Consider the following 23,314-nt stretch of genomic DNA (forward strand, 5'->3'; position numbering starts at 1 on the left):
CAGGTGTCTACCAAACAGGGGTCAGGTCCTATCGCGGACAAAGCCACCTACCACAGGTCATCGACGCCATGTTTAATACAGACCAGCTCGAAGCGGAGTCCAAGCGCCTAGACGAGAAAATCCGCGCTCTTGCCAGCGAGATTGAATCATTGGTTGCAGAAAATCAGCGGGTAGCGCAAGACCAGGACCAATACCCCGCCCGCTACACCCAGCTAGAAGCGCGATACCAGAAAACCCTGGGCCGCAAACAAGCCATCGAGGCCGAGATTGCTGCCAAGAGTGCCAAGGCCACTGCGATCAAAACCGCCTACACCCAGTTGGCCGACAAGCCCATCCAGCATTTTCAACCATCCCAGTGGACAGCGCTTATCGACCATGCCGTTATCGGAGCCAACGAGATCCAGTTCGTCTTCAGAATCGGCACTGAAATCACCGTGCCTATTGCTAGCAGGCTGCCAGTTTCTTCCACTTCCTGATTTTGGTGCGAAACGTCGTAAATGGCGCGACGGTGTTGATATGCACCCATTTCCACACCGGCCACGCCGACGGGGTGGAAGAAGCCCACGCACGCTGACCCGAACTAAACAATTCTGATTCGGTTAGACCGCCCACCATTTTGACTATCTCACCAAGCAGGATCTTGAACCTGTCGATCAAATCCTCAGTAGATACCTGCTCCCAGCGTTGGTAGAACGATTCATACAATCCGCCCAGTTGATTCCACTTAAAACCAGGTGCCGGAGTCACCACGTCAAGACCGGCTTGTTCGTCACGTTCCCAGCCGAGCAGTAATTCCATCCAGCCAAGCTGGTAGGCGATCATCTGCCGGGGCGTGCGGTCAACACCGTCAACCAGCCGGTCCCAACCATCGCCAGGAACGCCTACGAACTCGCCGATAAAAAGTTCGCCACGCTTAGTAATCTCTGCGGCTAGTTCATCGCCGGACGCATACGATCTCACCACACACCTCCTCGTGAAACGGCCTTAGGTTTAACGCTTCGTTAGCGCGTTAAACCCTAAATACGCATTTTACTAGGGCAAACAAGATACCCGCTAACGCAAAACCCAAACCCGCTAACGCAAGCGATTTTTCACACCCCCCTAAGCGATACTCGCTAACGCAAAAGGGTACTTATCAAATCCGACGTCTAAGTGGAGCCGCCTGCGAGAATCGAACTCGCGACCTTCTCATTACGAGTGAGATGCTCTACCGACTGAGCTAAGGCGGCACGATGCAGTGTGTATATGCACCGCCTGAGAGTTTAGCCTAGGCCTGGGCTGATAAAGAAATCGGGCTATCACCTGTAGTGTGCACGCAGCACACGTGCTGGTTAGCGCGCGCCACAGGCCAGGCGCAGGCGGCCCACCATGCCGTCGAAAGCCACCTGCGGGGTGACGTTCTGCGGCAGCTGCTCGCGGCAGGTGCGGATAGCGGACTGGGCGGCCAGCAAGCCATCTTCGCTCACGCGCTGGGCAAGTTCGCCCGCCAGGCCCGCGAAGTCCGGGTGGGTCATCTCCACCTCAGCGCCGACTTTCAGCATGAGCGCATCGCGGTAAATACCGGCGAGATCCACGAGGGCGATGTCGAGGCCGTCGGAGATGCGTCGTTTAGCGCGCTTCTTGTGGAGCTCCTCCAGATCCTTCAGGGCACTGCGGGCGTCGCGTTGCGCCTTGGTCGCGCCCTTGCCCTTGGCGCCGACGCCGAAGGATTGTTCAATCTTGGAGCGCTCCGCCTCCTCCGCCGCCGCGTGGGAGTCCTTGGCTTCCTTCTCAATGAACTTCAACAGCGCTGTGACGGATTGAAAGGCCTGGGAGCCGTGGAAGACATCCTCGGCCAGGTTGATGGCCATGGCGCGGCGCTTCTGCGCGGCGGGGTCGTTGACCAGGTGCCGCGCACGGCCCACGTGGCGCAGGGTGGTCACGGCGGCCAGGCGCGCGTCATCCTCGGTAGCACCTTCGGCGACGAGCTGCTTGACGACGCCCTCCACACTCGGCGCCGGGATATACAGGTGCCGGCAGCGCGAGCGCAGCGTGACCGAGAAGTCCTCCGGGTCCTCCGAGGGCGCCACCATGATGATGACGGTGCGCTCCGGGGGCTCCTCCACGGTTTTGAGCAACGCGTTGGCGGCCTCGTTGCGCAGGCGGTCGGCCTTGTTGAAGATGACCACGCGCCACGGCGCCACGCTAGGCAGGCTGGCCGCGCGCCCGATAACCTCGCGGGCTTCACCGACGGTGATGAACTGCTCCTGCGGGTCCACGTAAACCAAGTCGGTGTGCTCCTGCTTGGCCAAGACGCTCTGGCAGGAGGGACAGCGCCCGCAACCGGGGTTGCCGTTCTCGTCGGCGGACGTGCACATGAGTGCTGCGGCGAAGCATTGCGCGGCCAGCGAGCGGCCGGCACCGGGAGGACCGGTAAAAAGCCAAGAGTGGCTCATCGCCCGCGGGTCGCCCTCACCGTGTGCCGCGCGGGCAGCACTGAGGATGGTGTGGGCGACGGAGGGGGCGTCGGCAAGCCTTTCTGCAACGCTTGATGTATTCACTCGCCCTAGCCTACTGGGATAACTAAAGTGAGTAATCATGAATAGACTGATGCGTGGCGCCCGCTGGTTATGGGGTACTCAATGGCCGATGTACGCCGCGCTCGTCCTTGGCTCCAACATCATCGGTGCCATTGCGATCATGACCTTCGTGGTCTTCTTTCTGCCCATGCCGGAGATCTCCGACTTCATCGCCCACACGCCCCATCTGTGGACCTATGGCACGTTATTCGTGACCTTCGCTGTCATCATTGGCATCGCGGTGACCCTGCGGCTGTTCCGGCCGGTGTTGGACTGGCAGCGCAGCCCCGATGATCATGACCCCAACATGGTGCGCAACTTAGTCCTGCGCATCCCGCTCTACCAAGCCGGGGTGGCCGCGGGTGTCTGGCTGGTGGGCATCCTTTTGGCGGTGATACTTGCGGGCCAGCACTCGGCGCGGCTGGCCATCGTCGTAGGCGTTTCTGCGACTTTGGCCGGCGGCCTCATCGTGCTGTTGACGTACTTGCAGGCAGAGCGCCTCGTACGCCCCGTGGCTGCGGAGGCCGTGGCCCGGCGTTTCGAGGATTCCACCTTGGAGCCGCCGATTAAGTACCGGCTGCTTTCCACCTGGATGATGACCTCCGGCATCCCGCTCATTGGCATCGTGCTTGTCCTCATGGGCCAACAGGCAGGCCTGTTTAGCCCTGAGACCTCAGACATCATGCCGGCCATCGTCGCGCTGACCGTTACCGCGCTGGGCACCGGGCTCATGGGCACCATGTTCGCGATGATGAGCGTGGTCGATCCCATCATTGAGCTGCAGGACGCCATCAACCGCGTGCGCCGCGGCGAGAGTGACGTCCAGGTGGACATCTACGACGGCTCCGAGCTCGGCGTTCTTCAGGCCGGTTTTAACGAGATGATGCGCGGCCTGCGCGAGCGCCAGCGCGTGCGCGATATTTTCGGCCGCTATGTCGGCGCCGAGGTGGCCCAGCGCGCCTTGGAGGAACGCCCGGAGCTGGGCGGGGAGGACCGCAAAGTGGCCGTGCTGTTTATCGACGTCATCGGCTCCACCACCTTCGCCGTCAACCACACCCCGGAAGAAGTGGTGGAGGAGCTCAACAAGTTCTTTGAGCACGTCGTTGAGGTGGTGCACCGGAACAAGGGCATCATCAACAAGTTCCAGGGTGATGCCGCCCTGGCCGTCTTCGGTGCCCCGCTGACGGTCTACGACGCGAACTCCATGGCTTTGCAGGCCGCCCGCGAGCTTCGCCAGGAACTGCGCGGGTTGCGGCTGCAGGCGGGCATCGGCGTGGCCGCGGGCCACGTGGTGGCCGGGCACATTGGTGGTGCGGACCGCTTCGAGTACACCGTCATTGGTGATGCCGTCAACGAGGCTGCCCGTCTCACCGAACTGGCCAAGGACACCCCGGGCCAGGTGCTCACCAACTCCGCCACGCTGCGCGGCGCCAACGAGGCAGAGCAAGCGCGCTGGACGCTGATGAAGTCTATTGAGCTGCGCGGGCGCCGCCGCATGACGCAGCTGGCGCGCCCGATTCGCCCGACCTTGGCGGAACGCGCTCTCGGATAAATAAGTTTTTGTGCTTCTGGTAGCTTGGGGCCATGCCTCATCAGCCCCACCAGCCCCATCCGCCACGCCAGTATTCGAGTCCTCGTCTTCTCGTCCCCGACGTCGCCCGCGGCATGGCCCTGCTGGGCATCGCGCTGGCTAATGTCTGCACCGCGTGGATTATGAACGACGGCGATGGCCCCGATGCCTATTTCGGCGGCGTCGATACCCTCGTTGACGAAGTCTATGTGGTCTTTTCCGCCATGTTCGTGCATGTGCGCGGCCTGCCGATGTTCTCCACGCTTCTCGGCTTTGGCGTGGGGCTTATCGCAATGAGCTTGTGGCGACGCGGCTTCCCACTGCGGCGCGCGCAGGCCGTGTTGGCAAAGCGCTATGGCTTTCTTGCTTTATTCGGTGCCCTGCACTGCCTCTTCCTCTTTTCCGGCGACATCATGCTGCTCTACGGCGCGATGGGCATGCTCATTGCGTTGCTGCTTACTTTAACCGACAAGCTCCTCATGCGCGTGGCCTACGGGTTCTGTGCGCTGCTGGTTGTGGCGGGTATCGGAATGGGCGTTGGGGCCGCGCTTGTCGATACGTCGGAGTTTGATCTCAGCGGCTTCACCGCCGCCGAATCCTACTGGGAGCTGCTGGGTGAGCAAGCTCTTGCGCTCCTCGCCCACGCTGTGTCCTTCCCCTTTACCGGTGTCATCGCCCTGCCGGTCATGCTCGTGGGCTTCGTGTGGGCGCGCCGCGGCACCTTGGCCGGGGGTCATCGGCGTGAGCTGTGGGCGTGGACCCTTTTGGCCCTAGCCATCATCCTCTTCCTCGGGCTGCCTTGGGGTCTGGCCACGATTGGGGTGCTGGACCCAGCACTAGCGGATCCCCTCAACGCGGCGAATAGCTGCATCGGAATGCTCACCGGGCCGGGCATCGTGGCGGCGGCGACACTTGCCCTAGAACCCCTGCAGCGCCGCGGCGCGCGCCCGTGGTTCCTGTGGCCGCTCATCGCACTGGGCAAGCGTTCCATGACCGGCTACGTGCTGCAGTCCGTGTTCTTCCTGGCGCTGGTTTACCCCTTCACCCTCAACATTGGGCCGGAGTTCAGCGCCGCGGGCCAGGCAGCGCTGGCCGCCGGCGTGTGGCTGGCAACGCTTCTCATTGCCTGCGCGCTCGAGGCAGCAGGCAAGCCCGGGCCCTTCGAGTGGGTGCACCGCCGCCTGTCCTACGGCAAGACGATGCGCCCGGAATTAGGTGCGGCGTCTAGCTCCGCGCCTTCCGCACGAGCCCATCCACCAGCAGCACCAGGCCTACCGTCTGCGCCGCCGACTGCGCCGCATCCAGGGCTCGGCCACGCAGGCCCGCATCCTGGCGCTGCTCAACCGGGTTCAGGACCGTCAGCGCCTCAGAGGCCAGAAGCAGGTTAGCGCCGTGGCTCAGGCCCTGCGTGGCCTGGTTGGCGCGGAGCTTCTCATCACCGGCTAGCGCGGAGAGTGCAGCCGCCGGGATTCCGGCGACGGCCGTAGCGAGGCGCTCGCCCCGGGTGCGGGAGAGCGCAATACCCGCGGCCCACGCCCCGGCGCGCAGGCCCCAGCCCACCGCATCATTGCGCGCGCCGCGCAGCGCCCATGCGAAGGAAGCGTATTGCACGCTCACGCAGGTTACCCCGAACGTTGTTGGCTCACCGCGCTTGGCGGCTTGGCCTAGGGACGCGGCGATGAGCCCCACGCGGGTCTCCGGTGCGCAGTCCGGGCGCAGGGCCAGCAGCACTGGTACAGCGGCCGTCGTCACCGTGCCGAGCGTGCGCCAGTTAAACAGGCGTGACCAGACTGCAGTCTCCCCCGCGGCGAGCGCGCCGAGGGTGAAGTGATCGCGGCCAGCAAAAGCCGGACCCACCGCGCGCAGGAGAGCCTCGGTGCCCTCCTGAGTGCGGGCCACCATGTCACGCGCGAAGCTGGTCTTCATGTCCTGCTACTTCCTGCGCGATCCGGCCTTGACCACGTTCTTCGTGCCGGGCGAAGGCTTCTTCGTGGCCTTCTTGGTCGACTTTTTCGTAGCCTTCTTGGTCGATTTCTTAGTCGACTTCTTGGTGCTCTTCTTCGTCGACTTCTTCGCACCACCGTTCGCGGCATCCTTGGCGCGGCGCTCGGAGAGGAGCTCGTTCGCGCGGGCGTCGGTAAGCTGCTCCGGATCGTCACCACGGCGCAGCGAGGCATTCGTCGTGCCGTCGGTGACGTACGGGCCAAAGCGGCCGTCCTTAACCGTCATCGGCTTGCCGGAAACATCGTTATCGCCCAGCTGCTTAATCGGCGGCTGCGCGGCAGCACGGCCACGGTGCTTCGGCTCCGCGTAGATGCGGCGCGCCTCGTCCAGGGTGATGGAGAAGATCTGCTCCTCCTTGGCCAAGGAACGCGAATCCTTGCCCTTCTTCAGGTACGGGCCATAGCGGCCGTTCTGCGCGGTGATGACCTCCCCATCCGAGGGGTCCACGCCCACCTCACGCGGCAGGCTCAACAACTTGAGTGCTTCCTCCAGCGTGACGCTGGACGGCTCCATCGAGGCAAAGAGCGAGGCCGTGCCCGGCTTGAGCTTCTCCTCAACGTACTCAGCAATGCGCTTTTCCTTCTGCTTCGCCGCAGTCTTGGTCTCCCAGTTCTTCGCGCGCTTGCCCTCGGCCGCGCGCTGGGCGTCCTCCGCGGCGCGCTCCTCCTTGACGATCTCCTCGGCCTCGGCCTCGGCCTTCTCGCGCTCGTCGTCACGCACCTGCTCGGTCACGTACGGGCCGAAGCGGCCCTCCTTGGCCACGATGGTGCGTCCGTTCTCCGGGTTCTGGCCCAGCTCGCGCCCGCCCTGCGGGGTGGCAAAGAGCTTCTCCGCCAAAGCCTCGTTGAGCTCATCCGGGGTGACCGTCTCCGAGAGGTTGGCGCGCTGGTACTCCACCGTGCCGTCCTCGTTGGTACCCACGGCGCGCTCGATATACGGCCCATAGCGGCCCACGCGCACGAAGACATCGCGGCCCTCCGCGTCGGTGTAGAGACGCAGCGAGTTGACCTGGCGGGCGTCGATGGCCTCCAGGTTGATGTCCACCAGGGACTTCAGGCCGCCGTGGCGGGCAATGGATGCGGCCTTGCGCTCGCCGGCCTCGGTGTTGCCAAAGTAGAAGTTATTCAGCCAATCCGTGCCGTTCTCCGAACCGGCGGCAATGGCATCGAGCTCATCCTCCATGGAGGAGGTGAAGTCATAGTCCACCAGCTCGGTGAAGTTATTCTCCAGCAGGCCCACCACCGCGAAGGCAACCCACGAGGGCACCAGCGCGTTGCCGCGGGAGAGCACGTAGCCTCGGTCCTGGATGGTCTTGATGATGGAGGCGTACGTCGACGGGCGCCCAATGCCCAGGTCTTCCATCTTCTTGACCAAGCTGGCCTCGGTGTAGCGCGCCGGCGGGTTGGTGGAGTGGCCGTCGGCAGTCACCGCAGCGGTCTTCAGCGTGTCGCCCTCGTTGAGGTGCGGCAAGCGCGACTCTTCCTTCGAACCCTTCGCCGCCACGTCCTCGTAGGCCTTGAGGAAGCCCGGGAAGGTAATCGTGCGGCCAGTGGCGGAGAAGTCGGCGTCGTGGCCGCCGGCGTTGACCGCCGCGGTCACCTTCATCGACGTTCCCTTGGCATCGGCCATCTGGGAGGCGACGGTGCGCTTCCAAATCAGCTCGTAGAGCTTGTACTCCTCGGCGTCGAGCTGCCCGGCCAGCTGGCCCGGGGTGGCAAAACGCTCACCCGCGGGGCGGATGGCCTCGTGGGCCTCCTGGGAGTTCTTCACCTTACGGTCGTAAGTGCGCGGCCCGTCGGCCACAAACTCGGCGCCGAAAATGGACGTCGCCGCCTCACGTGCCGCGTCCAGGCCCTGCTTGGACAGGGAGGTCGAGTCGGTACGCATATAGGTAATGTGGCCGTTCTCGTAGAGGCGCTGCGCAATGCGCATCGTGCGCTCCGAGGTGTAGTGCAGGCGCCGGCCGGCCTCCTGCTGCAGAGTCGACGTCATAAACGGCGCGGAAGGCTTGCGCGAATAGGGCTTGTGCTCGACGCTAGCCACCGTCATGGTGGAGCCTTCCAGCGCGCTGGCCAGCTGCTCCGCCTGGGCCTGCTTGACGACGACCACCTCGTCGCTCTTCAGCTGACCCCTATCGTTGAAGTCGCGGCCCGCGGCCACGCGTTTGCCGTCGAGGGCGCTCAGGCGTGCGTCGAAATCCGGCGTGGACGTCAGCGTTGCCGTGAGATCCCAGTACTCGGCGGGGATGAACGCCATGCGCTCGCGCTCGCGCTCGACGATGACGCGGGTGGCCACGGACTGCACGCGGCCAGCCGACAGGCGCGGCATAACCTTCTTCCACAGCACCGGGGAGACCTCGTAGCCGTAGAGGCGGTCGAGAATGCGGCGGGTTTCCTGGGCGTCGATGAGGTTTTCATCGAGCTCACGGGTGTTTTCCGCGGCCTCCAGGATGGCGGACTTGGTGATCTCGTTGAAGACCATGCGGCGCACCGGCACCTTGGGCTTGAGTACTTCCAGCAGGTGCCAGGCAATGGCCTCGCCCTCGCGGTCGGGGTCTGTTGCGAGGTAGAGCTGATCGCACTGCTTCAGCTTGGCCTTGAGGTCAGCGACCTTCTTCTTCTTGTCCTGGCTGATGACGTAGAGCGGGGTGAAGTTATCCTCCGGGTTCACACCGAGGCGCGCCCAGGATTCCTTCTTATATTTGGCGGGGACGTCGGCAGCGCCGCGGGGAAGGTCCCGGATGTGGCCGACGGAGGCCTCAACAATGTACTTATCGCCGAGGTAAGGCTGAATCTTCTTCGCCTTGGTTGCTGACTCGACGATGACCAGGGTCTTCCCCGGGCCGGTAGCTTCTGCCACTTCGACTTCATCCCTTCCGATGGCTAGTCCTCTGCTGGGCAATTGCCCCTAGAGTACACAGATAGAGGTTCACTCTAGTTATTCAGGCCAGTACACGTCCACACAACAGGGGGTCTATACTGGCCGTCCGAGGATTCGCCTCACAGTACACAACCGGGAGACAGCGTGATTGCGTCTATTACTGCATGGTTCGAGGTCATCATGGCCACACAGTGGATTTATCCGCTGGTGGGCTCGCTGATTTTCCTCGACTGCTTCTTCCCCGTTTTGCCTTCAGAGGTTCCCCTCAACATGGTGGGCGCCTGGTCTGGTTCCCAAGGATTCCCCCACCTCCCCACCATGTTTTTCGTCGCCATGGTTGCCGCCATTTTGGGGGATAACTTGTGCTTCCTCCTAGGAACCCGGCTCATTGCCCTTATTAATAGAGCCCAAAAGGGCACGAAGGCTTATGACGCCTTGACGTGGGTCAAGCGCAACATTCGACGCAGTGGCGGCGCAGCCATCATCATTGCGCGTTTCATCCCCTCGGCCCGGCTCTTCATGACGATTCTGCTGGGTTCCATGCGCTACCCGTGGGTACTGTTTTTCTTCTTCGACACCATCGGCGTCCTGCTGTGGGTGGCACAGGCTCTAGCCATTGGTTATCTCGGCGGCGTGGCCTTCTCCGGCTCGCCGGCAATAGCCATGCTCATTTCCATCATCGCCGCCGTCATCATCGGCTACGGCCTGCAGAAGGGACAGAATAAGCTGCTGGAGTGGTGGGATACCCGGCGCGGCTACGCCGAGTCCCCCTAGACCACCTCGACGTTGGTTGCCTGCTGGCCTTTAGCGTCTTCCCCAATCTCAAAGGAGACGCGCTGGTTGTCTTCGAGGGTACGGAAGCCGGTTCCTTGGATTTCGGTGTAGTGCACGAAGATGTCGCCGGAGCCGTCCTCCTGCTCAATGAAGCCGTAGCCTTTTTCGGCGTTGAAGAACTTGACGGTACCGTATGCCATGATGAGTTGTCCTTTGCGGAAATAAATTAATGCAAACTAGTGCACTAGTGTGCCACGTTTGGACACCTGCAGCAGATTAGTGGAGGCAAGCGTGAGTGAGAACCCTCTGGGTGAGGAGCTCGTCGAGCACCTCGTTGAGCGTTTCCCCGAGTCCGAGCTAACACACTCCACTACCCTGCCCGCCCAGCCAGCGAGCTATGCCGAGTGGCCAGAGTGGGTGCTGCCGGAGTTGCGGTCGGCGTTGGAGGAGCAAGGCGTCGCCAAGCTCTATGCCCACCAGGTCGCCGTGGCACAGGCCGCGTGGGAGGGGCGCGACGTGGTGGTCTCCACCGGCACGAGTTCCGGAAAGTCCCTGGGTTATCGTCTGCCCATCCTGTCCCGCCTGGCGGAGGACCCGACCGCGTGCGCGCTCTACATCACGCCGACGAAGGCGCTGGGGTCGGACCAGCTGCGCACGGTGCTCGAGCTCACGCAGAGCATCGCTGCGCTTCACGACGTCCACCCCGCCCCCTACGACGGCGATACCCCCACCGAAGCGCGCGCCGGCATCCGCGATCAGGCGCGGTTCATCTTTTCCAACCCGGACATGATTCATTCTTCTCTGCTGGGCGCGCACCAGCGGTGGGCGCGGGTGCTGCGGCACTTGAAGTTCATCGTGATTGATGAGGCGCATGCCTACCGCGGGGTTTTCGGGGCGAACGTGGCACTCGTGGTGCGGCGTTTGCTGCGGCTGTGCGCACACTACGGTTCGCGGCCGGTGGTTATTGCGGCTTCGGCGACCATGCGGGATCCCGCCCGGCATGCCGCGCGGCTGACGGGGCGCGAGTTTCTCCCTGTAACCGAGGATGGCGCGCCGACGGGTGCGCGGACGGTCGCGCTGTGGGAGCCGGGCTTCATGGAGGGTATCGAGGGACAAAACGGCGCTCCTGTGCGCCGCGCCGCCACGACGGAAGCGGCCTGGATGATGGCCGCGCTCGTGGCGCAAGGTGCTCGAACGTTGACCTTTGTGCGCTCGCGGCGCGCGGCAGAGACCACCGCGCTGCGGGCAGCAGAAGAGCTCTCCGGGAGGCTGGGCCGGCCGGATTTTGCACGCCGGATTGCCGCCTACCGCGCGGGGTATCTGGCCGAGGACCGCCGCGCGCTGGAACAGGCGCTGGACGATGGCTCCCTGCTCGGCGTGGCCACCACCTCGGCTTTGGAGCTGGGCATCGACGTCGGCGGGCTCGATGCCGTGGTCACCGCTGGGTTCCCAGGTACCGTCGCTAGTTTTTGGCAGCAGGCCGGACGCGCGGGCCGCCGCGGCCAGGGCTCGCTGGTGGTGTTGGTGGCCCGCGATGAACCGATGGACACCTACCTGGTTCACCACCCAGAGGCATTGTTGGGCCGACCGGTGGAGGCCAGCGTGTTCAACCCCGCCAACCCCTACATCCTGGCCGGGCACGTGTACTGCGCGGCGGTGGAGAAGCCGCTGACAGATGCCGACGTAGCCGCCTTCCGCGCCGAAGCCGTGGTCCACGACCTAGCCCAGCAGGGCCTGCTGCGCCGGCGCCCGCAGGGCTGGTTCGCCGCTCCCCTGCCGGCTGGCTCCAGCGAGCTCACCCCGGAGACCGCGCACACGGCCGTCTCGCTGCGCGGCGGTTCAGGTGAGGAGGTCATGATTGTGGATTCCTCCGATGGCCGCCTGCTGGGCACCATCGATTCCGCGCGCGCGGTCAGCCAGGTGCATCCCGGCGCGGTGTATCTGCACCGTGGGGAGAGCTTCGTCATCGAGGAACTTCACCTCGGCGGAGGCGATGGTTCGGCGTCCGCCGAGCCGGGCGTGGCCCTCGCCGTGCCAAAGGCCCCGGACTACACCACGCAGCCGAAGTCCACGACGGATATCCGCATCCTGCGCGAAGCCGATGACCTGGTGAACTACGCCCCCGGCCTGTGGGTGGCCAGCTTGGAGGTTGAGGTGACCGACAAGGTCACCGGCTACCAGGTGCGGCTTCCCGATGGCTCCGTGGGCGAGGATATCCCCCTTGACCTGCCGGAGCAGCGCCTGGTGACCCGAGCGGTGGCCTACACCATCGATCCGCTGGCACTCGCAGCGATGGGAGTCACCGCCGGGCGCACCCCGGGCACCCTCCATGCGGCCGAGCACGCCGCCATTGGGTTGCTGCCGCTCATTGCCACCTGCGACCGCTGGGACATCGGCGGCGTGTCCACCGCGCAGCACGCCGATACGGGCTTGCCCACGGTCTTCGTCTACGACGGCCACCCCGGCGGCGCCGGCTTCGCCGAGGAAGGTTTCCGCCGATTCCCCGAGTGGATCAAGGCCACCTTTGAGGCCGTGCGCTCCTGCCCCTGCGAGTCCGGCTGCCCGTCGTGCGTGCAATCCCCCAAATGCGGCAACGGCAACAACCCACTGGACAAGGCAGGCGCTATAGCCCTCCTCGGCGCGCTGGTCACCATGACCTCTTAGACCGGACCAGCGCGGGCAATAGCGGTGCGCCCCCGCAGCCGGGCGGTGACCTCAACATCGCGATCATCGATGACGCAAGAGTCGAGATTCGCGCCGTTTAGCGCGGCAACCTCCTCAGCCTTCGTGCAGGCGTCCCTGCCTTTGGCCACCTCCCACGCCCCCGAGACCGCGGCGAGGTCCGCCGCTACCTGCGCTTCGTGCCGCGCCACCACAACCGAGCCGACTGCCGCCACCGCGAGCAGCAGCGACGCGACTGCGGCGATGATCCCGACGGTAACAACGGTGGCATAGCCGTCCTCACCCGCTAGGAGTCTCGCCCATCTGCGCTGACGACGCCTCATGGCCGCGCCTTCGCGTCCCCACCGGAACCCATCTCCGCGGGAAACACCGCCTGCGCGCGCATGGTCCCTAAGGGTGCCGGCACAGCGGCCTCAGCAGTGATGAGACCGGAGCTTTCGCTTAAGCTGACTGTCACTCCATCGCGGTGATAGTCCACCCCGATGGCGGCAGAGCGAGCTGCAGCACCCGCGGCGTCAACGGCAGCGAGGTGGGCCGACAACGTGGCGATGCCACCCACGATTCCCGCGGCAACGATGACGAGCGCGGACAGCGACAATGCCGCCTCGATGGTGACGGAGCCGGCGTCATCAAGCGCGCGCATTAGCCTGGGGAGTTGGACAGGGCGTCGGTGATGATGGACGTGATGGCGCTGGTAACTTCGCCACCATTGACCACGGCATAGAGGACCGCGGCAAGCGCTGCCGCGGCCAAACTACCCATGGCATATTCAATCGTGGACATACCATCATCATTTCCTAATAGTGACTGGTAGTTTACCTTTTTCTGCATGATGCACCTAGCTTTCTTTTCCCTTGTTTGTGTCAGTTATGTGTACTGAGTTGGTGAGTGGTTAGTTGTATGTGCTGATTTAGAAGAGTTGCTGCCCCAAGCTGATGAGGACAGGTATCAACCCAAGGACTAGGAATGCGGGAAGGAAGCACACCGCCAGCGGTGCTGCGATGAACACGCCAGCGCGTTCCGCCCGCGCGGTAGCTTGTGCCGAGGCTTCGGCACGCAGCTGCGCCACCAAACGGTGGCACCCAGTCGCCATGGCCGCGCCCGATTCACCCGATAGCTGCGTAAGCCGCACCAGTTCTTCCAAATGCGGCTGACTGGCCAACGCCGACCATGCCGTACTCATGGGAACCCCCACCCCGATGAGCGCCGCCGCCTCCGACCAGTGTGGTGAGGCTTCAGCGACTGCTAGCACCGCGCTGCGCGTGGAGAGACCAGCCTCTAGGCAAGCAGCAAAAAGCTCCAAGTCGCTTGCCGCATCGAGCGGGCCGTATTCTGCCGCTGGGCCATCGCGCGGCGTCTTCGGGCGCGGTGTCCGCGACCCCGACTGGGCTATTCGTCCAGACGGTGCAGCAGAGGTAACAGCGAGTGTCGCGGCCATGAGTGCAGCGGAGATATACGTCAAGACCATCACTGCGCCGCCTTCCGCAATATCAAGCGCGACCAGATGAATCCGGCGCACACGAGTGCCACGCCGACGTCGAGAAGCAGGCCCCCGAGACCACCGCTGAGCAAGAACCCCAAAGAATTCGCGCCCATCGCCCCGCCCATGAGGATGCCCGCCAGCGGCAAGCACGCCAGGATTACCGCGGTGGCCTGCGGCCCCTGCAGAGAGGCGGCGGTCTCACCGGCGTGACGGCGCGAGGTATCCAGCTGGCTTTGGGCCTGCTCAATGAGGTTCGCCAAGGCCACGCCATGGCGTCCGGAGAGCGTGAGCAACGCCGCGTAGCGCCTAACCTCCGGCGCGGTGAGAGCGACTGCGGGTTCCCCGCCCTGCGCCGCGAGGCCCGCTGCCGTGCTCAACACGGCACGGAGATTCTCCGGGGTGGAGTCTGGAAGAGCGTCGGCGCCCCGGCGAAGCGCGCCCGCCGTCGTCGATCCCGCCCGCAGTTCGGCCGCAACAGAGCCAAAGTAGGAGGCGAGCGCTTCTGCGCCGCGGCGCTCGCGCCGGGAAGCCGCAAGGTCGTTGGCAAACCACAACGCACAGGCCAGGATGCAGCCGGCCGCCACCACAACCGTCGGCCTTCCGAAGAAGACACAGCACCCGACCCCGAGGAAGAGCGCCCCGGGTGCCAGCGAGCGTGACTTCGGCGATTCCAGCCGCGTCACCGAAGCAGGCTGCGAGAGCAAACACGCCGCTGCAAGGAATAGCCACATCATGGTTCCACCCCCAGCCGCGAGCACAGCTGCGCAAACCCAGGAAGGGGGCCGTCTTCGACCGTCCACACCAGCTGCGGTGTAACCGGGTTTCCCTCCAGCACGCCGAGGTGCGCTAGCCGACGCCCCTGCGGTGTGCGCTCCATCCCGAGGACCACGTGCACTGCGGCCGCAAGCTGCGAATGCAGCGCTACGCGGTCGAGCCCGCCGAGAGCGGCGAGTGCCTCCATCCGGGCGGGCACTTCATCAACAGAGTTTGCGTGCACGGTGCCCGCACCACCATCGTGCCCGGTGTTGAGCGCAGCCAACAACTCCACGACCTCCGCGCCGCGGATCTCCCCGACGACGATGCGGTCCGGGCGCATGCGTAGCGCTTGGCGGAGCAGGAGCGACATGGATATCTCGCCGCGTCCTTCCGCATTAGCCCGGCGCGAGACCAAGGTCACCGCGTGCGGGTGATTGGGCGAAAGCTCCGGGGTGTCCTCGATGATAAGCAGGCGTTCATTGGCGGGCACACACCCCAGCAAGGCTGCGAGCAACGTCGTCTTGCCGGAGCCAGTCCCACCAGTGACCAGGAAGGATGCCCGCTGGTTAACCACGGCACGCAAGACATGCTCCAGGCTGGCGTCAATGCTCCCATTGGCCACCAACTCCCCCAGGCTGGTTTGCGCCTGGCGCAGCACGCGGAGGCTGATGCAGGTTCCACTTGCCGAAGGAGGAGCAAGTAGCGCGTGGAGCCGGATTCTCGTGCCATCGGGGCGGGTCAGGCGCCCATCGGCAAAAGGCTGCGCGTCATCAAGCCGCACGCCCGCCACCGCAGCCAGCCGTGTAGCAAGCTGGCGCACCTCGGCATCATCGCTAAAGCCAATGTCACGCGGCTGCAGGCCCTGCCCGCAATCAACGAAGCAGGAATCGGGGCCGTTGACAACGACATCGGTCAGCCCCGGCAGTGACAGGACCGGCTCCAGCAGCCCCAAGCCCACGGAATCGTGGCGCAGGCGTTGCAGAAGGTCGAGCACGTCGACATCACTGATGACACCGGCTTCCTGGCGAATGCGCCGTGCCAAGGCCGGTGCATCATGGGCCAGCTGTGGCTCGGAGGCCACGATGGTGCGCATCGTATCGAGCAGGCTCATGCCACGGCCTCCCAAATCTGGCGGGCCACCCGCGTCAGGGCGCGTGGCAGCTGCCGCGGCAACCCACTCGTTTCTACCGTGCGGGTCAGACCACGGATCGTCGGCAGCTCAGCGATGGGGTCTGCATGAGTCACCGTGGCAATATCGCTGGCGTCCAGACCCGCCCACTGCCGGTTGCGCACGACGACGGAGCACTCCTGCGGCCGAGCGCGAAGCTCTGCCACCAGCTGCGCGCAGGCGGCGGCTGCCCGCACCTCAGCGGCGGTCAGCACCACCACGTGATCCGCCGCATCGGGGATATCCCACGGCGGGCAATCCACCACCACGGTCCCCGGGTATAAACACGCAGCTTGCATAATGGCCGCGCGCCGGGCACTACTCATCTGAACCACCTCTGCGCTGGCGGACCTCGCCGCTGAGAGAACCGCGATGCCATCTGGGGTGGTGGGCAATGCACGGACGAGGTCTGCCGCATCAACCGCACCGGTCCCCGCAGCGAGATCCGGCCACCGCGCGCCGGGCTTGTTTTCAATGCCGATGAGCAAGTCGAGCCCTCCGGAATTGGGGCACGCATCAACCAGAAGGTCCGCGCCCACCTCACGGGCCAGCGCCGCCGCCACCGTCGAGGCCCCCAAGCCACCAGCGGAACCGGTCACCGCTACGGTCACGCCAGTGGACACCGTTGTCTCGGGACTGGATTCTGTGGCGAGCGCCCCTAGGAGTTCCTTGGATTGCGCAGGCAGGATAAAGGCAGCTGTAGCCCGGCAGCATAGTGCAGCTTCATAGTCGATCGGCCCCGGGTCGAGCGCCACGAAGTACACCCGTGGATGTCCCGCCACCAGGCGAGCTGTCAGCGAATCAGCCAAGACGGCATCCGCCTTGGGCAGGTGCCGGGAGAAGTCCCGCGGATCCTCCACAGTGCTCACTTCCGCAGTACTGGCAGCGGCCGTCGATGCTGCCTCTGCTCGCAGTGTGGAGTCCCCAACGGCGATAACTAGGTGAAACGTGCTCATGCCTGAAGCATGCGCGAGGGAACCAACCGCGCGCTAGGGCTACCTAGCCGCCTGTGGATAACTCGGCTGTTTTCGCGTCATTCGCACCCATTTTGCTGACTCTTAAACAAAGTTACGGGGCTTAGGTACCGATAATTCACAGGGAACCAAAAACTTTCCTCTTAAGCGGGCCCCGCGCCGGGCTGAGTGCCCCAAAGCAAATACCCCCGAGCCACGCTCGAGGGTATCGCAATAAGTGCGGTAGATAATGGCTTGGTTAGCCATCAAACTCGGGTGGTGAGTCTGAGACTCGGCCCGAGGGGCGCTTGCTTTTAGCCTGCGGCTATGGCGTTCAGCGCCTCATTTAAGAGTATCGTTGGCGCTTCAATTCTGTCAATGACCTCTCATGGCTTGTCTCAATCTTCAAAAGTGATGTACGGCAGTCACTGAAGTGACTCTCACCTAATGCAGCCGCAATACCTTTCGAAAGCCTGGCCTTTGGCGAACGATCTTCCAAGAAGGCCTCCAAACCCACGTCTTCGATCTTCTTTCGCGCATGGAAAACCGAACCAGCTAGCAAATCCGCCACCTGCAGAGCCGGACACGTCCGAGAATCCAGGCTAACCGCCGTTGCAAACCGCTTATTTCCAAATCTCTGATTGAGAGAATTCACCAGCGCATCTCCATAGGAAACCCCGACAGGAACATCAATGTGATCAAGCAGCACCACCCCAACCTCACGCCGAGTAACCAACCCCCGTAACAGCCGATCTGTCGCGAACAAATGCCCCTGCCACTGTTCTCGGCTACTCCATGGATCAAAATGTCTCTTGTCCAGAACAAAAGCACCAAACGAGCAGCCCGCGTTTACCGCTGTTTGAAAAATCTCCAGCAAAATAGGTCCAGAGTGTTTAGTGACTTTCGAAAACTTAATCTCGTCAGCCTTTGTGAAGTTGTGCTGCTCACGACATGCCTTAATCTCTCTCGAAAGGAAATCAGGATCCCCCGTTCGAACAGCCGCAACAACAAAATACTTCCCTAAAGTTCCTTTACTCCCTGCTTCATCAACAAAGTAGACGGTGCTTTCTGTAGCAAGTGGCAAACTCACTTGAGGGGGAACGGAACCTCCTCGGCGAGAGGAAGAATTTGAACGATAGCCTGTCACGACTGAGATTATATCGCCACGCCAGGACATTAAATACGAACAGTTTGATGGCGGAAAAATTAAAAAGGTGATGGCCCGCGCCTCGGGGGGTGTGCGCGGGCCATCGGTAACCCGGCATCGGGGGGGGTGCGCCGGGGCAGGCCGCACTGTATATCGGGGCCTTGCACATCACATTATGACATGCGAGGGAACAGATGACAACAGCGAGCGACAACATTCCTTGAGATCCCTAACACCGTGCCGACGCACTCCCGGTTCTGCCTGCTAAGAGGCTACGATGAGCAGGGTAACTCGCACAATGACGGCAGGCCTTCCTCGATGACCGGTACCCCTTTTCCCACTGACGGCGCCACCCGCGCGGCCGCGTTCTTCGACTTGGACAAAACGATCATTGCCACATCCTCGGCCTATGCCTTCGGCCGCGAATTCATGCACAACGGGCTCATCACGCATGCGGAAGCACTACAGCTGTCTTTAGCCAAGGCCAGCTATATGCTCGCCGGCCACAGCAGCGAGCACATGGACACCACCCGCGATCAGCTCGCCGCCATGGCCGCCGGCTGGTCAGTCCAGGAGGTCCACGACATCGCGGTAGAGACCATGCACACAGTGGTCACCCCCGCCATTTACGCGGAGGCACGCGCGCTTATCGACGCCCACCGCACCGCCGGCCACGAGGTGGTGATCATCTCGGCGTCGGCAAGCGTGCTGGTCGAGCCCATCGCGCAGGAACTGGGCATCGAGCACGTCGTGGCCACCGAGCTCGCCGAGAAAGACGGCCGGTTCACCGGGGAGATCCTGTTTTATTGCAAAGGTGCCGCAAAAGCTGAGGCACTGGCGCGCATTGCTCAGGAGCTCAACGTCGACCCCGACGCATCCTTTGCCTACTCCGATTCCGCCACGGACATCCCGATGCTGGAGCAGGTTGGCCACCCCGTTGCCGTGAACCCGGACCGCCTGTTGAAGAAGCACGCCATCGCCCAGGACTGGGAAATCCGCACGTTCAAACACCCCGTTCCGCTCTTTACCGCACCCAGCGCACGCGAATTCGGTATCGGCTCGGCGGTCGTGGCCGGCATCGCTGCCCTCGTGGTCGGCGGAATTTTATTTGCACGCCAGCAGCTGCGCGATTAAGCCGCTTGCGCGATGCCGTCGGCTTCGCGGGCGCCGGCCTCCCAGGCGTCGAGAAGCAGCGTGATGAGCGCCCCCGGATCCTTGCCATAAGCGTCCAGTGCCGCACGGTAGTCCGCGCGATGGCGGTTGAGGTAGGTCTCAGGCACGGCAAATCCCCGCGGATCGAAGCCCGTATGGATAGCGGCGGTGCGCGCGGCGACGAGCGCCACGGCGGTGCTGCGCGCGCCGAACAGCGAGCGCGCAGCAATCTCCGCCTGCAGCACCACCGGCAACAAACGGTCGAAGTCCACGCCGGCCCCGCGCGTGATGAGCTGCGCCAACGCCTGCGCCACCGCCGGCTCCTGATCGGGATGGCCCTCGCCGCCCGCGGCAACATCAATCCGGGCTAGGACCTGCAGCGGAGCCCGCGCGAAAGTACGCACCGTGGCCGCCTGTTTTTCCGGAGCGAGCAAAGAATAAGCACTAACCGCGGGCGGGATACCGTCAGCCTCAAGCGGCGCGCCGTCAATCGCCGCGGCCGCCCGCGCGCCGCGCAACAGCGACTCGGAAGAAATAACGTCAAACTTGCGCAAGCCCGCGGGGCGGCGATGCACGCGCGCAATCGCTGCGGCGGCGGAACCGGCTTTATCCTCCACCCCAGATAGGGCCATCAGCGGGGTCAGCGGGTCAGAATGCGGCATACCCATTACAATAACGCCGTACCCACTTTGCGGGCCGCACCACATGAACTCTGGAAAGTTCATTACTATGGCCGATATAGATTGCGACAAAACAGTAGGAGTTTTTAACCGTGAGCAACGACGGACTATTCACTGACGGGTCCAACAAGTTCGCCCCGAAGGTAGACAGCATTCCCTTGAGCGATGCGGATACCTCCCGCCGTGGCGAAGCATCCATCGGCCAGCTCGTGTCCAACGCCACCGAGCAGATGTCCCAGCTGGTTCGCTCTGAGGTTGAGCTAGCCAAGACCGAGCTCGCTGCTTCTGCCAAGAAGGGCGGCATCGGCGCGGGCATGTTCGGTGTGGCCGGCACCGTGGCTCTGTATAGCTCCTTCTTCTTTTTCTTCTTCCTGGCGGAGCTGCTCGCCGTGTGGCTCGACCGCTGGGCTGCCTTCCTGATCGTCTTCCTCATCATGGTCGTCCTGGCCGCCGTCGTGGCCTTCATCGGCTTCAAGCAGGTCAAGCAGGTCAAGGCCCCGGAGAAGACCATCGAGTCCACGAAGGAACTCAAGAAGCTGGTACCGGGTAAGGCTGAGAAGTCCATCGAGCGTGGCCTCTACACCTAAACCTTTAAGGTCCTTTTCAATCTCCCGCCCCGAGCACATGCGTTCAGGGCGGATTTCTTCTGTGCACCCTTCCCACGAAAGGCCCGCCCATGAATCCCCTACCGCCCTCCGTAGTGGAGCTTGACGGCCCCTTTGAGCACGAGTTCCTGCACACGCGCGGCATCCGCCTGCACGCCGCTACCGCTGGCGACCCGGATAACCCGCTGGTGCTGCTGCTCCATAGTTCCTTTGGTGGGTGGTTCGACTTCCGGAATGTCATTGCCCCGCTTGCCGCCGCAGGCTTCCACGTCGCCGCCCTCGATATGCGTGGTTTTGGCATGTCCGATAAACCACCGCTCGAACCCGGCCAGGATATCCGCGTGGCGGTTGGTGATGTCAGCGGTGCCATCCGCGCACTGGGTCACGACGATGCCTACCTAGTCGGCGCGGATACCGGCGGTGCGGTGGCATGGGCGCTGGCCACCGAGCGGCCCGAACGGGTACGCGGGCTGGTCTCCGTATCGGCAGCGCACCCGGCAGATTTACGCCGCGCCGTCGCCGCACGCCCCTGGGACTTCGGGTGGGTCCTCCTGCGCGCAGCGTTGTGCCGCATGGGAAAAATTGGCGCCCCGAGACTCCTACTGCGGGAGTCCACCTACCTTCGGGAGATGGATCTCGACGCCCTCGGATCCTTCAACGGCGCCGAGCGCGAGGAGGCCCTGCGCCTGCGCGTGACGTCGTCACGCATAGGAAACGTCCGCCGGGGAATCATCTGGAACCACCGACTGCGTACCGCTGTGGTTCCGCTGAGTTGGCTCGAGCTCACCGTGCAGTGCCCGACGCTGTTCATTCATGCCGATCAGATGCTGTGGCGGCCAGTTGCGCGGCGGGCGGCGCGGCGCTGCCGTGGGGGTTTCACCGCCACCACTATCCCCGGGTCCAAGAACCTGCCCTATCTTGAGAACCCGCATGGTTTTACTCAGACCATTATCCAATGGTTGCGAGATAGGTAACATTCACCGCCCTCCGTGCCCCACCCCTCTCAGGGGGATGGGGACTTTTTTAATTCGTTGACAAAACCGCAGGTTAAGAAAGAATACCTACCGCCCTATAGCTTTTATCACAGGACATATTTTTCAATTCCTTGTATATGAGACGAGCCACGCGGTAGCTTCATATAAAACCAACATCACAGGTTTTCTACATCTTTCGCACCACGGAGGTCTAAGCCCTACATGACGCTCAAGAAGACACTCGCTGCTCTCTCTGTCGCTACCCTGCCGCTCACCCTCGCGGCCTGTGGTGGCGACAACTCCGGTTCAGACTCTGCTTCCGGCTCCGGTGATGGAATCGTCACCGTCAACGGCTCCGAGCCGCAGAACCCGCTCATCCCGGCCAACACCAATGAGACCGGCGGCGGACGTATCGTCGATTCCATCTACGCCGGCCTGGTCTACTACGACGGTGACGGCGAAGCTCAGAACGAGCTGGCTGAATCCATCGAGCCGAATGACGACAACACCGAGTTCACCGTCAAGCTCAAGGAGTCGAAGTTCTCCGACGGCTCCCCGGTCACCGCGAAGAACTTCGTGGACGCCTGGAACTACGCCGTGGCCAACGACCAGCTCAACGCTTCCTTCTTTGCCAACATCAAGGGCTTCGAGGAAGGCGTCGAAAAGATGGAGGGCCTCAAGGTCGTCGACGACCACACCTTCACCATCGCCCTGAACAGCCCGGAGCAGGACTTCCCGGCACAGTTGGGCTACTCCGCGTTCTACCCGCTGCACGAGTCTGCCCTGGAAGACATGGATGCCTTCGGCCAGAACCCGATTGGCAACGGCCCGTACAAGCTGTCCGAGTGGAACCACAACCAGGACGCCACCGTCGTTCCGAATGAGGAGTACAAGGGTGGCCAGACCCCGCAGAACGACGGCATCAAGTTCGTCTTCTACGCCTCCCAGGACGCCGCTTACGCCGATCTGCTCTCCGGCAACCTCGACGTTCTCGACGCCGTTCCGGACTCCGCTTTCGACGTCTACGAGGCCGACCTCGGCGACCGTGCAGTGAACCAGCCGACTGCTATCTTCCAGTCCTTCACCTTGGGCGAGAACCTCGAGCACTACTCCGGCGAAGAAGGCGTGCTGCGCCGCCAAGCCATCTCCTATGCCATCAACCGCGAGGAGATCACGGACACCATCTTCAAGGGCACCCGCACCCCGGCCAAGGACTTCACCTCCCCGGTTATGCCGGGCTACTCCGAGGACATCAAGGGCAACGAAGTCCTTGAGTACGATCCGGAGAAGGCCAAGGAACTGTGGGCTGAGGCCGACAAGCTCAACAAGTGGGATAACCCGACCCTGGAGATTGCCTACAACTCCGACGGCGGCCACAAGAGCTGGGTGGATGCAACCACCAACTCCATCAAGAACACCCTCGGCATCGAGGCTGTTGGCGCACCGTACCCGGACTTCAAGTCCCTGCGCGATGAGGTGACCAACCGCACCATCAAGACCGCCTTCCGCACCGGCTGGCAGGCGGACTACCCGAGCCAGGCCAACTTCCTGGCCCCGCTGTACAAGACGAACGGTTCCTCCAACGACGGTGACTACACCAACCCGGAGTTTGACAAGCTTCTCGACGAAGCCCTGACCTCCACCTCTGAGGAAGACGCCATCAAGAAGTACACCGAGGCCCAGGAAGTCCTGTTCAAGGACCTGCCGGCTATCCCGCTGTGGTACTCCAACGCCACCGGTGGCTACTCCGAGAACGTCGACAACGTCGTCTTCTCCTGGAAGTCCCAGCCGGTGTACTACAACATCACCAAGAAGTAACGCCACCCCTGGCCACTTCGCACGACCCCCGCAACCTCCATGGAGCGGGGGTCGCCCCGCGTTTTCACCCCCAAAGTGTGATTAGAAACGCGCTATAGATTTCTCGAAGC

21 protein-coding genes, 1 tRNA gene and 1 pseudogene are annotated in these 23,314 nt (G+C 63.3%); 9 read left to right on the forward strand and 14 right to left on the reverse strand.

Features of this window, described 5'->3' with window-relative positions:
- Positions 1 to 476: pseudogene (locus tag HMPREF2635_RS00035) on the forward strand (DNA recombinase); the annotation flags it as partial.
- Here HMPREF2635_RS00035 and HMPREF2635_RS00040 read toward each other — a convergent pair.
- The 3 genes from HMPREF2635_RS00040 to HMPREF2635_RS00050 form a co-directional block, all read right to left on the reverse strand.
- Positions 445 to 960: a ClbS/DfsB family four-helix bundle protein gene (locus tag HMPREF2635_RS00040; RefSeq protein WP_034969882.1), complete on the reverse strand. Its 516-nt coding sequence runs from the start codon at positions 958 to 960 to the stop codon at positions 445 to 447. The pseudogene HMPREF2635_RS00035 and the gene HMPREF2635_RS00040 overlap by 32 nt on opposite strands.
- A 193-nt stretch (positions 961 to 1,153) precedes the next feature.
- Positions 1,154 to 1,229: transfer RNA gene (locus HMPREF2635_RS00045), tRNA-Thr, on the reverse strand.
- Between the two features lie 102 nt (positions 1,230 to 1,331).
- A complete protein-coding gene (locus HMPREF2635_RS00050) occupies positions 1,332 to 2,579 on the reverse strand; it encodes a DNA polymerase III subunit delta' (protein WP_083321261.1) in 1,248 nt (415 codons plus the stop codon).
- On the opposite strand from HMPREF2635_RS00050, the gene HMPREF2635_RS00055 reads away from it, so the two are divergent.
- The gene (locus HMPREF2635_RS00055; RefSeq protein WP_070821045.1) at positions 2,578 to 4,110 is read left to right on the forward strand and encodes an adenylate/guanylate cyclase domain-containing protein; all 1,533 of its coding nucleotides are present in this window, start codon (positions 2,578 to 2,580) and stop codon (positions 4,108 to 4,110) included. The genes HMPREF2635_RS00050 and HMPREF2635_RS00055 overlap by 2 nt on opposite strands.
- A gap of 32 nt (positions 4,111 to 4,142) precedes the next feature.
- Positions 4,143 to 5,516 (forward strand): DUF418 domain-containing protein, encoded by a 1,374-nt coding sequence (locus HMPREF2635_RS00060; RefSeq protein ID WP_083321262.1) that lies wholly within the window; start codon positions 4,143 to 4,145, stop codon positions 5,514 to 5,516.
- A gap of 544 nt (positions 5,517 to 6,060) precedes the next feature.
- Here the strand turns inward: HMPREF2635_RS00060 and topA are convergent.
- Positions 6,061 to 8,991 carry a type I DNA topoisomerase gene (gene topA, locus HMPREF2635_RS00065; protein WP_070821047.1) on the reverse strand — a complete coding sequence of 977 codons (2,931 nt, stop codon included), beginning with the start codon at positions 8,989 to 8,991 and terminating at the stop codon, positions 6,061 to 6,063.
- 201 nt (positions 8,992 to 9,192) lie between these two features.
- On the opposite strand from topA, the gene HMPREF2635_RS00070 reads away from it, so the two are divergent.
- On the forward strand, positions 9,193 to 9,786 hold the full coding sequence (locus HMPREF2635_RS00070) for a DedA family protein (protein WP_158397573.1): 594 nt from the start codon (positions 9,193 to 9,195) through the stop codon (positions 9,784 to 9,786).
- Here the strand turns inward: HMPREF2635_RS00070 and HMPREF2635_RS00075 are convergent.
- Positions 9,783 to 9,986: a cold-shock protein gene (locus tag HMPREF2635_RS00075; RefSeq protein WP_010189920.1), complete on the reverse strand. Its 204-nt coding sequence runs from the start codon at positions 9,984 to 9,986 to the stop codon at positions 9,783 to 9,785. The two genes, HMPREF2635_RS00070 and HMPREF2635_RS00075, sit on opposite strands and share 4 nt — an antisense overlap.
- Positions 9,987 to 10,077: 91 nt before the next feature.
- Here HMPREF2635_RS00075 and HMPREF2635_RS00080 point away from each other — a divergent pair, with 91 nt between their 5' ends.
- Complete coding sequence (locus tag HMPREF2635_RS00080; protein WP_070511223.1) at positions 10,078 to 12,450, forward strand: DEAD/DEAH box helicase; 2,373 nt, start codon at positions 10,078 to 10,080, stop codon at positions 12,448 to 12,450.
- Here HMPREF2635_RS00080 and HMPREF2635_RS00085 read toward each other — a convergent pair.
- The 8 genes from HMPREF2635_RS00085 to HMPREF2635_RS12795 all read right to left on the reverse strand — a co-directional run bounded on the left by HMPREF2635_RS00085 (position 12,447) and on the right by HMPREF2635_RS12795 (position 17,975).
- Positions 12,447 to 12,791, reverse strand: a complete 345-nt coding sequence (locus tag HMPREF2635_RS00085) for an Rv3654c family TadE-like protein (protein WP_070511221.1) — start codon at positions 12,789 to 12,791, stop codon at positions 12,447 to 12,449. The two genes, HMPREF2635_RS00080 and HMPREF2635_RS00085, sit on opposite strands and share 4 nt — an antisense overlap.
- Positions 12,788 to 13,111 carry a hypothetical protein gene (locus HMPREF2635_RS00090; RefSeq protein ID WP_070511219.1) on the reverse strand — a complete coding sequence of 108 codons (324 nt, stop codon included), beginning with the start codon at positions 13,109 to 13,111 and terminating at the stop codon, positions 12,788 to 12,790. The genes HMPREF2635_RS00085 and HMPREF2635_RS00090 overlap by 4 nt, the downstream gene beginning before the upstream one ends.
- The gene (locus HMPREF2635_RS00095; protein ID WP_046647874.1) at positions 13,111 to 13,299 is read right to left on the reverse strand and encodes a DUF4244 domain-containing protein; all 189 of its coding nucleotides are present in this window, start codon (positions 13,297 to 13,299) and stop codon (positions 13,111 to 13,113) included. The genes HMPREF2635_RS00090 and HMPREF2635_RS00095 overlap by 1 nt, the downstream gene beginning before the upstream one ends.
- Positions 13,300 to 13,378: 79 nt before the next feature.
- Positions 13,379 to 13,936, reverse strand: coding sequence for a type II secretion system F family protein (locus HMPREF2635_RS00100; protein WP_046647875.1), 558 nt, complete (start codon positions 13,934 to 13,936; stop codon positions 13,379 to 13,381).
- Positions 13,936 to 14,685, reverse strand: coding sequence for a type II secretion system F family protein (locus tag HMPREF2635_RS00105; RefSeq protein ID WP_070821048.1), 750 nt, complete (start codon positions 14,683 to 14,685; stop codon positions 13,936 to 13,938). The genes HMPREF2635_RS00100 and HMPREF2635_RS00105 overlap by 1 nt, the downstream gene beginning before the upstream one ends.
- A complete protein-coding gene (locus HMPREF2635_RS00110) occupies positions 14,682 to 15,818 on the reverse strand; it encodes a TadA family conjugal transfer-associated ATPase (RefSeq protein WP_070821049.1) in 1,137 nt (378 codons plus the stop codon). The genes HMPREF2635_RS00105 and HMPREF2635_RS00110 overlap by 4 nt, the downstream gene beginning before the upstream one ends.
- The gene (ssd, locus tag HMPREF2635_RS00115; RefSeq protein WP_070821050.1) at positions 15,815 to 16,831 is read right to left on the reverse strand and encodes a septum site-determining protein Ssd; all 1,017 of its coding nucleotides are present in this window, start codon (positions 16,829 to 16,831) and stop codon (positions 15,815 to 15,817) included. Before ssd ends, HMPREF2635_RS00110 begins: the two co-directional genes overlap by 4 nt.
- 343 nt (positions 16,832 to 17,174) lie before the next feature.
- The gene (locus HMPREF2635_RS12795) at positions 17,175 to 17,975 is read right to left on the reverse strand and encodes a DUF3800 domain-containing protein (protein WP_210401577.1); all 801 of its coding nucleotides are present in this window, start codon (positions 17,973 to 17,975) and stop codon (positions 17,175 to 17,177) included.
- Positions 17,976 to 18,293: 318 nt separating this feature from the next.
- On the opposite strand from HMPREF2635_RS12795, the gene HMPREF2635_RS00125 reads away from it, so the two are divergent.
- Positions 18,294 to 19,109 (forward strand): HAD family hydrolase, encoded by an 816-nt coding sequence (locus HMPREF2635_RS00125; RefSeq protein ID WP_070547191.1) that lies wholly within the window; start codon positions 18,294 to 18,296, stop codon positions 19,107 to 19,109.
- Here HMPREF2635_RS00125 and HMPREF2635_RS00130 read toward each other — a convergent pair.
- Positions 19,106 to 19,795 carry an oxidoreductase gene (locus HMPREF2635_RS00130; RefSeq protein ID WP_070547190.1) on the reverse strand — a complete coding sequence of 230 codons (690 nt, stop codon included), beginning with the start codon at positions 19,793 to 19,795 and terminating at the stop codon, positions 19,106 to 19,108. The two genes, HMPREF2635_RS00125 and HMPREF2635_RS00130, sit on opposite strands and share 4 nt — an antisense overlap.
- A gap of 104 nt (positions 19,796 to 19,899) precedes the next feature.
- Here HMPREF2635_RS00130 and HMPREF2635_RS00135 point away from each other — a divergent pair, with 104 nt between their 5' ends.
- The 3 genes from HMPREF2635_RS00135 to HMPREF2635_RS00145 all read left to right on the forward strand — a co-directional run bounded on the left by HMPREF2635_RS00135 (position 19,900) and on the right by HMPREF2635_RS00145 (position 23,204).
- The gene (locus HMPREF2635_RS00135) at positions 19,900 to 20,394 is read left to right on the forward strand and encodes a phage holin family protein (protein ID WP_070444132.1); all 495 of its coding nucleotides are present in this window, start codon (positions 19,900 to 19,902) and stop codon (positions 20,392 to 20,394) included.
- 89 nt (positions 20,395 to 20,483) lie between these two features.
- The gene (locus HMPREF2635_RS00140; RefSeq protein ID WP_070711068.1) at positions 20,484 to 21,386 is read left to right on the forward strand and encodes an alpha/beta fold hydrolase; all 903 of its coding nucleotides are present in this window, start codon (positions 20,484 to 20,486) and stop codon (positions 21,384 to 21,386) included.
- A 222-nt stretch (positions 21,387 to 21,608) separates the two neighbouring features.
- Positions 21,609 to 23,204, forward strand: coding sequence for a peptide ABC transporter substrate-binding protein (locus HMPREF2635_RS00145; protein WP_070711067.1), 1,596 nt, complete (start codon positions 21,609 to 21,611; stop codon positions 23,202 to 23,204).
- Positions 23,205 to 23,314: the final 110 nt, after the last annotated feature.

It is taken from the genome of Corynebacterium sp. HMSC035E02 (genome assembly GCF_001836065.1).
In the GTDB taxonomy this organism is placed as follows: Bacteria; Actinomycetota; Actinomycetes; order Mycobacteriales; family Mycobacteriaceae; genus Corynebacterium; species Corynebacterium hiratae.